Source organism: Allobosea sp. AK1, from assembly GCF_006714945.1.
Classification (GTDB): domain Bacteria; phylum Pseudomonadota; class Alphaproteobacteria; order Rhizobiales; family Beijerinckiaceae; genus Allobosea; species Allobosea robiniae.
The window spans coordinates 2,855,564-2,868,393 of the sequence record NZ_VFMG01000001.1; the positions used below are offsets into that span (position 1 = coordinate 2,855,564).

Sequence of the window (12,830 nt, forward strand, 5' to 3'; positions counted from 1 at the left end):
GAACCGTCCCATGCACGCTCATCGCCTTCCGCGCGCCGCCGGCCTGCTGCTCGCGCTCACGCTCCTCGTCTTCTTCGGCCTTCATACCGGCGACGCCCTTGCGGCGGGCGGCGGTGTCGGCGATTTCCTGCGCGTCAACATGGCGCCGGTGATGTTCGCCGCCCTCGTCGTCTTCCTGCTGCTCGGCTATCCCGTCGCCTTCGCGCTGGCCGCCAACGGCCTGCTCTTCGCATTGATCGGCATCGAGCTCGGCCTGTTCCAGGAGAACTTCCTGCAGGCGCTGCCGGAGCGCATCTACGGCACGATGAACAACGACGTGCTGCTGGCGGTGCCGTTCTTCACCTTCATGGGGCTGATCCTCGAACGCTCCGGCATGGCGGAGGACCTGCTCGACACCATCGGCCAGCTCTTCGGGCCGATCCGCGGCGGCCTGGCCTATGCCGTGATCTTCGTCGGCGCGCTGCTCGCTGCCACCACCGGCGTCGTCGCGGCCTCGGTGATCTCGATGGGCCTGATCTCGCTGCCGATCATGCTGCGCTACGGCTATGACCGGCGCCTCGCGTCAGGTGTCATCGCGGCCTCCGGCACGCTCGCCCAGATCATCCCGCCCTCGCTCGTCCTGATCGTGCTCGCCGACCAGCTCGGCCGCTCGGTCGGCGACATGTACGAGGGCGCCTTCATTCCCGGCCTCGTGCTGGCCTCGATGTATGCGGGCTATGTCTTCCTGATAACGATCGTCTATCCCAATCGCGCGCCCGGCCTGCCGCCGGAGGCGCAGACCCTGCGGGATGCCGATGGTAAGACCCGCCGTCTGTCGCTGCTCGTGGTCGCGGTCATCTCGCTCGTCCTCGCCTATGCCTACATGAAGCTCTTCACCAAGCTGCAGGCGGGCGCCGATTTCGTCGTGCTGACGATGTCGCTGATGGTGGCGATCTCCTTCGTCATCGCGCTGGTCAACAAGTTCCTCGGCCTCGGCCTGCTCTCGCGCATGGCCGAGCAGGTCGTCTTCGTGATGGTGCCGCCGCTGGCGCTGATCTTCCTGGTGCTCGGCACCATCTTCATCGGTGTCGCCACGCCGACGGAGGGCGGCGCGATGGGTGCTGCCGGCGCGATCCTGCTCGCCTACGGCAAGAAGCGCATGACCTTCGACCTGCTGAAGCAGGCGACGGAATCGACCGCCAAGCTCTCGGCCTTCGTGCTCTTCATCCTGGTCGGCGCGCGCGTGTTCTCGCTGACCTTCTACGGCGTCAACGGCCATCTCTGGGTCGAGCATCTGCTGGTCGGCCTGCCGGGCGGCGCGACGGGCTTCCTGATCGTCGTCAACGTGATGGTCTTCCTGCTCGCCTTCTTCCTCGACTTCTTCGAGCTGGCCTTCATCATCGTGCCGCTGCTCGGACCCGCGGCGGAAAAGCTCGGCATCGACCTGATCTGGTTCGGTGTCATCCTCGGCGTGAACATGCAGACCTCCTTCATGCACCCGCCCTTCGGCTTCGCCCTGTTCTTCCTGCGCTCGGTCGCGCCGAAGAACGCCTACAAGGATCGCGTCACCGGCCGGATGATGGAGCCCGTCACCACCGGCCAGATCTACTGGGGTGCGGTGCCCTTCGTGGTGATCCAGTGCATCATGGTCGCCCTCGTCGTGCTCTTCCCGAGCATGGTGATGCACTACAAGGCCTCCGCGATTCAGCTCGACCAGAAGGCGATCGACAAGCAGTTCGACTCGATCCAGATCCCCGGCCTTGGTGCTTCGGGTCTGCCGGGTGGGTTCGACCTCAATGCGCCGCCGGTCATCGGCGCACCGCCGAAGCCCTGAGGCGAGGCCGGGCGATGAAGAGGCGCGTCGGCAGGCTGATCGCGATGGCGTCGCTCGCGCTGGCCGTAACGCCGGGCACGGCCTGGGCCGCGGGCGATATCGGTGGCGCGAGCATGGGTGTCGGCTGGGCCCTGCCCTTCGCCGGCATGCTGCTCTCGATCGCACTCGGCCCGGTGCTGTTCCCGCATCTCTGGGAGCATCACTATGGCAAGTTCGCCGCGTTCTGGGCCTTGCTGACGCTGGTGCCGCTGTTTCTGCTGCGCGGCGCCGATCCGGCTTTGGGGGCTCTGCTCCACACCGCGCTGCTCGACTACATCCCCTTCATCATCCTGCTCTTCGCGCTCTTCACCATCGCGGGCGGCATTCTGATCTCGGGCAACCTGCACGGCACGCCGGCGACCAATACGGTGCTGCTGGCGATCGGCACGGTGCTCGCAAGCTTCGTCGGCACCACCGGCGCCTCGATCATCATGATCCGGCCGGTGCTGCGCGCCAATGACGACCGGCGTTTCAACGTCCATGTCGTCGTCTTCTTCATCTTCCTGGTCTCGAATATCGGTGGTTCGCTGACGCCACTCGGCGACCCGCCGCTGTTCCTCGGCTTCCTGCGCGGCGTCGATTTCTTCTGGACCACGAAACATCTGCTGCCCGAGACGGCCTTCGCCGTCATCGTGCTGCTTGCCCTGTTCTACGCGCTCGACAGTTTTCTCTTCCGCAAGGAAGAGGGCTTTCCGAAGCTCAAGGACCCGACGCCAGACCGCGCCATCAAGCTCTGGGGCAAGGTCAACATCCTGTTGCTGGCCGGCGTCATCGTCGCGATCCTGATGTCGGCGAACTGGAAGCCGGGCGTCGCCTTCACCGTGCATGGCGTCCCCGTCGAGGGCCAGAACCTGCTGCGCGACGTCGTCCTGCTCGTGCTTGCCGGCCTCTCGCTCAAGCTCACGCCCGGCCCCATCCGCGCCGGCAACGAATTCTCCTGGGGGCCGATCAAGGAGGTCGCCAAGCTCTTCGCCGGCATCTTCATCTGCATCATCCCGGTTCTGGCGATGCTGCAGGCGGGGAAGGCGGGCGCCTTCGCGCCGCTGGTCGGGCTCGTCACCAATGCCGACGGCAGCGCCAACACGGTAGCCTATTTCTGGCTGACCGGCGCGCTCTCCTCCTTCCTCGACAACGCCCCGACCTATCTCGTCTTCTTCGAGCTGGCCGGCGGCGATCCGAAGGCGCTGATGACGACGGGGGCGCTGACGCTGGCAGCGATCTCGGCCGGCGCGGTCTTCATGGGCGCCAACAGCTATATCGGCAACGCCCCGAACTTCATGGTCTACGCCATCGCCAAGGACCGGAAGGTGAAGATGCCTTCCTTCTTCGGCTACATGCTCTGGTCGGGGGCGATCCTGATCCCGCTCTTCGTGGTGCAGACCTTCTTGTTCTTCCGGTAAAGCAGGGTGTCACGGCCGCCCTGCCGGAACGCCCTCGCGGATCTTCGCCGAGAACTGCGGGTCGTCCAATGAGAGCGTGCGCGCGTGATCGCCGATGCGGGCGCGCCGGACCAGCTCCTCCAGCGGGATATCCTGCCGGATCGCGCCGATCTGCTGGAGATAGCCGGGCAGGTAGCCGGAGAGCAGCACGCGCGGATCGAGCGGTAGCGAGAATGTCCAGCCCGGCGCGACGCTGCCGACGAGATGGTAGACCACTGTCGTGCAATTGGTCGTCAGCGTGTTGTACCAGCGCGGCTTGGCGGCGAGGTCGTTGATATCCGCGATATAGGCGACGAGCAGGTCGCGGGCCTGCGTTCCCGAGGCGCTGAGCCGGAAGAGCCTTGCATCCTCGCGCCGCGCATGGGTGCGCAAGCCCACGATGTCGCGCTCGTCGGCCGCGACATAGGCCATCTCATAGCTGCGGAAGAAGCCGGCCAGCGCCGACCAGTCCTCGCCCTTCTCGCGCCGAACCTCGATCGAGATGGTGAGCGGCACCGAATCGGAAAAAGTGAAGCTGATCATCAGATGCGCGATCGCCTCGCCGGACCAGTAGGTCAGGAAGACATCGGCGCCGGTGACGGCTGCGAGGTTATAGCGCCGCGTCTCCCAGCGCTGGTCGTAATCCTCCTCCGTGCGCCAGCGGAAATCGCGCAGGTTGGAGACGGTGATGGCCTCGCCCTCGCGCGTGACGGTGGGCAGCCGCGCGAGCTCTGGAATCCAGTCGCGGTCATGCGAGGGCTGGAGGCTGCTCCACCACCCGAGCAGGCCGACGAAGACCATGGCGAAGCCGAGCGACAGGCGCGCGTCGCTGGTCCAGATGCCGACGAGCCCGGCGAGCGCCGCGATGCCGAAGCCGATCGCGGCGATTGTCGCGGTCGTGCCCGAGAGGCGGAACAGCAGGAGCCCCGCGCCCCAGGTCGCGGCGCCGAGAATGACGAGGGTGAGGAGAAGCTTCAGCACAATGAAAAAGAGGCGGCCCATGGCCGCCTCTCGTAGCACAGCCCGGAGGGCTTGGCGTCAGGCCGCGAGGTAATTCGTCGGCGCCGCCGCCTTCACGGCGTCGTCGACATGGTCCTCGAACTTGGCGAAGTTCTTGGCGAACATGCCGACGAGGTTCTTCGCGGTCTCGGCGAAGGCGGCCTTATCGGCCCAGGTCTTCACGGGGTAGAGGATATGCGGCTCGACGCCGGGCACCGAGCTCGGCACCGCGAAGCCGAAATAGGGGTCGCGGCGGAAATCGGCGCGGTTGAGCGAGCCGTCGAGCGCCGAGGAGAGCAGGCGGCGTGTGACGCGGATCGGCATGCGCCGGCCGGTGCCGTACTGGCCGCCGGTCCAGCCGGTGTTGACCAGCCAGCAATCGACATGGTGCTTGTCGATGAAGTCGCGCAGCAGGTTGGCGTATTCCGACGGGTGCCGCGGCAGGAAGGGCGAGCCGAAGCAGGTCGAGAATTCCGGCTCGACGCCGGTCAGCCCACGCTCCGTGCCGGCGACCTTGGCAGTGTAGCCGGAGAGGAAGTGATACATCGCCTCGGCCGGGGTCAGCTTGGCGATCGGCGGCATCACGCCGAAGGCGTCGGCCGTCAGCATCACGATGTTCTTCGGGATGCCGGCGCGGCCGGTGCGCGAGGCGTTCGGGATGAAGTCGAGCGGATAGGCCGAGCGCGTGTTCTCGGTCTTGCTCTGGTCGTCGAAATCGACCTCGCGCGTCAGCGGGTCCATGACGGTGTTCTCGAGCACCGTGCCGAAGCGCAGCGAGGCCGCATGGATCATCGGCTCGGCCTCGGCCGAGAGGCGGATCGTCTTGGCGTAGCAGCCGCCCTCGAAATTGAAGATGCCGTCCTTCGACCAGCCATGCTCGTCGTCGCCGATCAGCGTGCGCTCCGGATCGGCCGAGAGCGTGGTCTTGCCGGTGCCGGACAGGCCGAAGAAGATCGCGGAATCGTCCTTCGGGCCGACATTGGCCGAGCAGTGCATCGGCACCACGCCCTTGGTCGGCAGGACGTAGTTCAGATAGGTGAAGACCGATTTTTTCATCTCGCCGGCATAGGCCGAGCCGCCGATCAGCACGATCTTGCGGGTGAAGTCGATCGCGACGACGGTCTCGCTGCGGCAGCCATGGCGCTTCGGGTCGGCCTTGAAGCTCGGCAGGTCGACGATCGTCATCTCCGGCACATAGGCGTTGATCTCGTCGCGCGGCGGCCGGATCAGCAGGTTGCGGATGAACAGCGAATGCCAGGCCATCTCGGTGAAGACGCGGGCCTTGACGCGATGGACGGGGTCGGCGCCGCCATAGAGATCCTGCGCGAACAGCTCCTTGCCCTCGGCATGGGCGAGGAAGTCGCCGAGCAGCGTCTCGAAATGCTCTGGGCTCATCGCCTGGTTGTTGTCCCACCAGACCGTGTTCTCGGTCAGCGCGTCGCGCACCGTGAACTTGTCCTTGGGCGAGCGGCCGGTATGGCTGCCGGTATCGGCGCAGAGCGCGCCGCCGCGGGCGAGCTGGGATTCGCCCCGGTGAAGCGATTCCTCGTAGAGCTGCGGCGCTTCCAGGTTCCAGTGCACGGCCTTGAGCTTGCGGAAGCCGAAGCCTTCGGCACCATGGGCGACATTGAACTGACCGATAATGTCCACTGAATTCCTCCGGAGGCCGGCCATGCTGAGGGCGGCCCGTTGTCTTCACGAATGCGCCGGGGCCGGTGGCGAGGCCCAGGGCGTCGAAGGCGAGGCCTTGCGGCCACGATGCTCTTTAAGGCGATGCGTCGCCTCGCTCAAGTCATTGAAAAGGCCCGCCGTCGCCGCGAGGTTTTCTAAATCGATTGAATTTCAACCTGTGGTAAATGGCCGCGTGTCTTCCCGGAGCCGGGCATGCCGGCGGCTTGCGGGATGTCACGTCGCCTGGGAACGCGCCTTGTCTGCCAGTTCGGCGAGGATGCGCCGCAGGCTGGCGGGCCCGTCCACAGAGGTCGGGAAAGGCAGGCGCAGCGCCGCGCTGCCGAGCGCCATGTCGAGCCCGTCCGGATCGAGCCCGATAGCCCGCCAATCGCCGGCCTTCGCCCCGAGCAATCGCGTGGCATAGAGGCCGATCGCCTCGGCATGGTCCTCGTTCATATGAGCGACGGCGCCGGCTTCGACTTCAGCGAGCGCGGCGGCATGGGCTGGATCGCTCATGAGATCGGCCGGTGACGGCGCAAAGGCGCGGGCGAAGCCGCCGTTCAGGCTCGCGCCCTCGATCTCCAGTGCAAAGAAGCTGAAATCCGGGAAATCAGCATAGAGCGCCGATTTCGGCTGACGCGCGAGATAGCGGCGGCGGATGCGCGCGCCTTCCTCGCTCTCGCGGTCGATCTTGCGGGCACGGACCTTCAGCGTGATCCGCGCATGGGCGAGCGGGTCGCCCTTGCCGCCGGGCGATATCAGCAGCGAGGCGCGCGGGTCGTTGGCGAGATTGCCGGTATGGGCGGCGAGCCCGGAGATCAGGATGATCGGCGTGCCCTGGATGTCGGTGGCGAGCCCGACCAGGCTCGCGGAGGGATGGCCATCGGGACCGAGCGTGGCGAGCGCGGCGGAGCGGGCCTCGCGCAGCAGGCCCCTGGCCTCCTGTCGGACGGCTTCGTCCATCGGCTGAATCACGTCCTTGACATCCCTGGCCATGGAACCTCCCTGCGATTTCCGGCTTGTGATACGGGGACATAGGCAAATCGCCCCGCTCCGGCTAGATTGCCGCCATGCTTTGGCCTCTCTCCCGCGAGAGGGGAGCCCGTATATTGCAACGAGAAAAAGAGACGAAGGCCTTATGCCAACGATTGCGCTGGTCGACGACGACCGCAACATCCTGACGTCGGTTTCGATCGCCCTCGAGGCCGAGGGCTATCGCATCCTGACCTATACCGACGGTGCCTCGGCCCTCGACGGGCTGAAGCAGAACCCGCCGGATCTCGCGATTTTCGACATCAAGATGCCGCGCATGGACGGCATGGAGTTGCTGCGCCGCCTGCGCCAGAAATCCGATCTTCCGGTCATCTTCCTGACCTCGAAGGACGAGGAGATCGACGAGCTCTTCGGCCTGAAGATGGGCGCCGACGATTTCATCCGGAAGCCGTTCTCGCAGCGCCTGCTGGTCGAGCGCGTCAAGGCGATCCTGCGCCGCGCCGGCGCCAAGGATGCGACCGCCGCCCCGCGCACCGAGGATGCCAAGGCTCTGGAGCGCGGCCTGCTGCGCATGGACCCCGAGCGCCATACCTGCACCTGGAAGGGCGAGCCGGTGACCCTCACCGTCACCGAGTTCCTGATCCTGCAATCGCTGGCGCAGCGCCCCGGCGTGGTGAAGAGCCGCAATGCCCTGATGGACGCGGCCTATGACGACGAGGTCTATGTCGACGACCGCACCATCGACAGCCACATCAAGCGCCTGCGCAAGAAGTTCAATCAGGTCGATGCCGATTTCGACATGATCGAGACGCTCTACGGCGTGGGCTATCGCTTCAAGGAAACCTGAGGCAAGGAAGGCCGACGCGCGGCGGATTCGCCGCAGCCACCCTCCCGAGCGGAAGCAAGCCGCAGCCATGGCAACCGTCGACAACGAGGCTAGAGCGTCAGCACCGCCTGCCGGCTGGCGTGCCGTGCTGCGTCGCCGCACCGGCATCGCGTGGCGGCGCCTGGCGCGCGCCATTTCGCTGCGCGCCGCCTCCAGCCTGACGCGGCGCATCCTCGTCCTCAATCTCGGCGGGCTCGTCGCGCTGCTGATCGGCTTCCTCTATCTCAACCAGTTCCGCGAGGGCTTGATCGAGGCGCGCGTCCAGAGCCTGCTGACCCAGGGCGAGATCATCGCCGGAGCGATCGCGGCCTCCGCCACGGTCGAGATCGACACGATCACCATCGATCCCGACAAGCTGCTGCAGCTCCAGGCCGGCGAGAGCGCCGGCATTGCCGAGGACCCGCTCGATTTCTCGATCAATCCCGAGAAGGTCGCGCCGCTGCTGCGCCGGCTGGTGACGCCGACCAAGACCCGGGCCCGGGTCTACGACAAGGACGGCATGCTCACCATCGACTCGCGCAGCCTGTATTCGCGCGGCGACGTGCTGCGCCTCGATCTGCCGCGCGTCGGCGAGCCCGACGAGCCGCCGCTGCTGGAGCGCACCTGGAACATGCTGCGCAACCGGCTCGGTAAGGCCGATGTCCCGACCTATGACGATTTCGAGAACGCCAACGGCAAATCCTATCCGGAGGTCGCCCGCGCCCTGAACGGCGCGCCGGCGAGCGTCGTGCGCGTCAATACCCGCGGCCAGACTATCGTTTCGGTGGCGGTGCCGGTGCAGCGCTTCCGCACCGTGAAGGGCGCGCTGCTGCTCTCCACGCAAGGCGGCGACATCGATGCGGTGATCGCTGCCGAGCGTTTCGCGATCTTCCAGGTCTTCGCGGTCGCCGCCGGCGTGATGATCGTGCTCTCGATCCTGCTGGCGGGCACCATCGCCGAGCCGATCCGCAAGCTCGCGGATGCCGCCCAGCGCGTGCGGCGCGGCGTCAAGTCGCGCGAGCAGATCCCGGATTTCAGCAGCCGTCACGACGAGATCGGCCATTTGTCCGGCACGCTGCGCGACATGACCAAGGCGCTCTACAGCCGCATCGAGGCGATCGAGAGCTTCGCGGCTGACGTCGCTCATGAGTTGAAGAACCCGCTGACCTCGCTGCGCAGCGCCGTCGAGACCCTGCCCCGCGCCCGCAACGAGGATGCGCGCGGGCGCCTGATGGCCGTGATCCAGCACGATGTCCGCCGGCTCGACCGTCTGATCTCGGATATCTCCGATGCCTCGCGGCTCGATGCCGAACTCGCTCGCAACGATTCCGCCCCGGTCGATGTCAGCCAGGTTCTGGAGGCCGTGGTCACGATCCAGAACGAGACCCGCCGCGAAGGCCGGGCCCTGATCGAGCTGGGCAGCGATCGCCGCAACCAGCGCCTGGGCGACGATGCTTTCCTCGTGCTCGGCCATGATTCCCGCATCGGCCAGGTCCTGGTCAACCTGATCGACAATGCCCGCTCCTTCTCGCCGCCCGACAAGCCGGTGAAGGTCATGCTCTCGCGCGTTGCCAACGACGTGCTCATCACCGTCGAGGACGAGGGGCCGGGTATCGAGCCCCATGCGCTGGAGCGCATCTTCGAGCGCTTCTATACCGATCGTCCGAACGAGGGGTTCGGCCAGAATTCCGGCCTCGGCCTGTCGATCTCGCGCCAGATCATCGAAGCGCATCGCGGCTCGATCCGGGCCGAGAACCGGCTGGGGCCGGTCGGTCCGGATGGCGAGGCGCAGCGCCTTGGGGCCCGCTTCATCGTCTGCCTGCCGGCGGCTTATGCCCATGCAGCCTGACGGCGGGATGGCTGCCGAGGCGCGTCAGCGAACGCGTATCCATGCGACCGTCGTGGCCGTCGGCGAGGCCGGCATCCTGATCCGCGGCGCTTCGGGAAGCGGCAAGTCGACGCTCGCGCTGGCCCTGATCGCGCTTGCCGGACAGACCGGGCGCTTCGCCCGGCTGGTCGCCGATGACCGGACGGAACTCGTCGCGACCGGCGATCGGCTGGTGGCGCGACCGGTTGCGCCGCTGGAGGGTATCGTCGAGCGGCGCGGCCTCGGCCTGACGCCCGAACCCCACACTGGAGCGGTCGTGATCAGGCTCCTCGTCGATCTGGCGGCCGAGGAGCCGGCGCGGATGCCCGAACCCGAGGATCTCGTCGACAGCCTCGCGGGCATCGATCTCCCTCGCTTGCGCATGACGGGTCGCGCCGGCGACGAGAGGCTTGCGTTGAACGCGCTCGACTTATTCACAGACGCTGGCCGCTAACCACGATTTCGACAAGTTTGACGGCCGATGGCTTGCGCATATCTCGCGTCTGCCGCATAACCCGCGACCTTGTCCGGGCGCCCGACGGCGCTCGCCGGTGCTGGATTGAATGATCGGACTGGTCCTCGTGACGCATGGGCATTTGGCGACGGAGTTCCGCGCTGCGCTCGAACACGTCGTCGGCCCCCAAAAGAACCTCGCGACCATCGCCATCGCTCCCGATGACGACATGGAAAGCCGACGCCGCGACATCATCGCCGCCGTCGAGCAGGTCGAGACCGACCGTGGCGTCATCATCCTGACCGACATGTTCGGCGGCACGCCCTCGAACCTGGCGATCTCGGTGATGGAGCCCGGCCGCATCGACGTCGTCGCGGGCGTCAACCTGCCGATGCTGATCAAGCTCGCCAGCGTGCGCGAGGAGAAGACCCTCGACGAAGCCGTCACCAGCGCGCAGGATGCGGGTCGGAAATACATCACCGTCGCCAGCCGCGTGTTGGCCGGCAAGTAACGGCGCCGAGAGGGGCGGATGGACGAAGACTGCGATTGCCCCGAAGTCGAAATTCCCGCCGGGGCCCTCTACGGTGAATTCCAGATCGTCAACAAGAAGGGGCTGCACGCCCGCGCCACGGCGAAATTCGTGCAATGCGCCGCCCGCTATGAAGCCGACATCACGGTCAGCCGCTGCGGCGAGACGGTCGGCGCCACCTCGATCATGGGCGTTCTGACGCTCGGCGCCGGCATCGGCTCGACGATCACCATCGTCGCGAAGGGCGCGGAGGCGAAACCGGCGCTGGACGCCCTCGCGGCCCTGATCGCCGACAGGTTCGGCGAAGGCGAGTAGGGGCGTAGCTCGCGCGTCATTTCCGAGCGCAGCGCCGATCCGGGAATCTCGTTCCAGATAGGCTGCGGGTCGATGGCCTCATCGTCATGAGATGCTCGGGTCAAGCCCGAGCATGACGGCGGCTGTGCAGGCTTAGGCAATCATATAAAGACATCTTTATATCTTTGATTGCCATTCGCTCCGTGCGCTGCTAGAGAGCGCGCCATCATTCAGGCTGAGCGATTGGAGCCACCCGTGTCGGATTACATCGTCAAGGACATCTCGCTTGCGGATTACGGCCGCAAGGAAATCAACATGGCCCAGGACGAGATGCCGGGCCTGATGGCGATCCGCGCCGAGCACAAGGGCAAGTTCCCGCTCAAGGGCGCCCGCATCGCCGGCTGCCTGCACATGACGATCCAGACCGCCGTGCTGATCGAGACGCTGAAGGATCTCGGCGCCGATGTGCGCTGGTCGTCCTGCAACATCTTCTCGACCCAGGACCATGCCGCCGCCGCGATCGCCGCGACCGGCACCCCTGTCTTCGCCATCAAGGGCGAGACGCTGGAAGAGTACTGGGAGTACGTGCTGAAGACTGCGACCTGGGGTGACGGCGGCACGCCGAACATGATCCTCGACGATGGCGGCGACCTGACCATGCTGATCATCCTCGGCGCCGAGGCCGAGGCCGGCAAGGCCGAGTTCCTGGACAAGCCGGGCAATGAGGAAGAGACGATCTTCTTCAAGCTGATCAAGCGCGAGCTGAAGGCCAATCCGGGCTGGTTCACCAAGACCCGCGCCGCGATCAAGGGCGTTTCGGAAGAGACAACCACCGGCGTGCACCGCCTGTACGAGCTGGCCAAGGCCGGCCGCATGCCCTTCCCGGCGATCAACGTCAACGACAGCGTCACCAAGTCGAAGTTCGACAACCTCTACGGCTGCCGCGAGTCGCTGGTCGACGCCATCCGCCGCGGCACCGACGTCATGATGTCGGGCAAGGTCGCGGCCGTCGCCGGCTATGGCGACGTCGGCAAGGGCTCGGCCGCCTCGCTGCGTCAGGCCGGCTGCCGCGTGCTCGTCACCGAGATCGATCCGATCTGCGCCCTGCAGGCGGCGATGGAGGGCTATGAGGTCGTCACCATGGAGGACGCCGCTCCGCGCGCCGACATCTTCGTGACTGCCACCGGCAACCTCGACGTGATCACCGTCGAGCATATGCGCGCGATGAAGCACCGCGCCATCGTCTGCAATATCGGCCATTTCGACTCGGAGATTCAGGTCGCCGGCCTGAAGAACTTCAAGTGGGACAACGTCAAGCCGCAGGTCGACGAGATCGAGTTCCCCGACGGCAAGCGCATCATCCTGCTCTCGGAAGGCCGCCTCGTGAACCTCGGCAACGCGACCGGCCATCCGTCCTTCGTGATGTCCTGCTCGTTCTCGAACCAGACGCTGGCCCAGGTCGAACTCTGGAACCATCACGCCAAGTACGAGAACAAGGTCTACACGCTGCCGAAGCATCTCGACGAGAAGGTCGCGGCGCTGCATCTGGCCAAGGTCGGCGCCAAGCTGACCGTGCTCAACGATGCGCAGGCGAAGTATCTCGGCCTGCCGGTGACCGGCCCGTTCAAGCCGGAGCTCTACCGCTACTGACAAGGCGCCACGGCGCTCTCGATCGCGAGGCCCGGCGTCAGCCGGGCCTTTTTTCATGTCTGTGCCTTCCGGGAATCAGGCTCCGGGACACTACAAATTGTGTCTCGTCGGCTAACGGCATCTACTGCTTGACGATCTCCGGCAATGCGCCGGCTCGGCCGGCAAATCGAACGATTTACCTGCCATTAAGCACTTCCTGACGGACTCCAGCGATGATTAGAGTGGGGCTGATTCGGCC

At 66.1% G+C, this 12,830-nt stretch carries 11 protein-coding genes; 8 read left to right on the forward strand and 3 right to left on the reverse strand.

Annotation, left to right across the window (positions count from 1 at the left end; genetic code table 11):
- Positions 1–139 precede the first annotated feature (139 nt).
- A complete protein-coding gene (locus tag FHT98_RS14105; RefSeq protein WP_142115761.1) occupies positions 140–1,813 on the forward strand; it encodes a TRAP transporter large permease in 1,674 nt (557 codons plus the stop codon).
- A gap of 14 nt (positions 1,814–1,827) precedes the next feature.
- On the forward strand, positions 1,828–3,252 hold the full coding sequence (locus FHT98_RS14110; protein ID WP_465246909.1) for a sodium:proton antiporter: 1,425 nt from the start codon (positions 1,828–1,830) through the stop codon (positions 3,250–3,252).
- A gap of 9 nt (positions 3,253–3,261) precedes the next feature.
- On the opposite strand, the gene FHT98_RS14115 is transcribed toward FHT98_RS14110, so the two are convergent.
- The 3 genes from FHT98_RS14115 to FHT98_RS14125 form a co-directional block, all read right to left on the reverse strand.
- A complete protein-coding gene (locus FHT98_RS14115) occupies positions 3,262–4,272 on the reverse strand; it encodes an Lnb N-terminal periplasmic domain-containing protein (RefSeq protein WP_113586319.1) in 1,011 nt (336 codons plus the stop codon).
- Positions 4,273–4,308: 36 nt separating this feature from the next.
- Positions 4,309–5,919 carry a phosphoenolpyruvate carboxykinase gene (locus FHT98_RS14120; protein WP_142114421.1) on the reverse strand — a complete coding sequence of 537 codons (1,611 nt, stop codon included), beginning with the start codon at positions 5,917–5,919 and terminating at the stop codon, positions 4,309–4,311.
- Between the two features lie 255 nt (positions 5,920–6,174).
- Positions 6,175–6,936: a HugZ family pyridoxamine 5'-phosphate oxidase gene (locus FHT98_RS14125; RefSeq protein ID WP_142114422.1), complete on the reverse strand. Its 762-nt coding sequence runs from the start codon at positions 6,934–6,936 to the stop codon at positions 6,175–6,177.
- 142 nt (positions 6,937–7,078) lie between these two features.
- Between FHT98_RS14125 and FHT98_RS14130 the strand changes: the two genes are divergently transcribed.
- From FHT98_RS14130 to ahcY, 6 genes are all read left to right on the forward strand, one after another.
- Positions 7,079–7,780 carry a response regulator transcription factor gene (locus tag FHT98_RS14130; protein ID WP_061971764.1) on the forward strand — a complete coding sequence of 234 codons (702 nt, stop codon included), beginning with the start codon at positions 7,079–7,081 and terminating at the stop codon, positions 7,778–7,780.
- A 67-nt stretch (positions 7,781–7,847) separates the two neighbouring features.
- Positions 7,848–9,647: a sensor histidine kinase gene (locus tag FHT98_RS14135; protein ID WP_113586316.1), complete on the forward strand. Its 1,800-nt coding sequence runs from the start codon at positions 7,848–7,850 to the stop codon at positions 9,645–9,647.
- Positions 9,637–10,119, forward strand: a complete 483-nt coding sequence (locus FHT98_RS14140; RefSeq protein ID WP_248309222.1) for an HPr kinase/phosphorylase — start codon at positions 9,637–9,639, stop codon at positions 10,117–10,119. The genes FHT98_RS14135 and FHT98_RS14140 overlap by 11 nt, the downstream gene beginning before the upstream one ends.
- Before the next feature lie 109 nt (positions 10,120–10,228).
- Positions 10,229–10,630 carry a PTS sugar transporter subunit IIA gene (locus tag FHT98_RS14145; RefSeq protein ID WP_061971766.1) on the forward strand — a complete coding sequence of 134 codons (402 nt, stop codon included), beginning with the start codon at positions 10,229–10,231 and terminating at the stop codon, positions 10,628–10,630.
- Positions 10,631–10,648: 18 nt separating this feature from the next.
- A complete protein-coding gene (locus FHT98_RS14150) occupies positions 10,649–10,963 on the forward strand; it encodes an HPr family phosphocarrier protein (protein ID WP_061971768.1) in 315 nt (104 codons plus the stop codon).
- 222 nt (positions 10,964–11,185) lie between these two features.
- The gene (gene ahcY / locus FHT98_RS14155) at positions 11,186–12,592 is read left to right on the forward strand and encodes an adenosylhomocysteinase (protein WP_413813555.1); all 1,407 of its coding nucleotides are present in this window, start codon (positions 11,186–11,188) and stop codon (positions 12,590–12,592) included.
- The last annotated feature ends 238 nt before the right edge of the window (positions 12,593–12,830 follow it).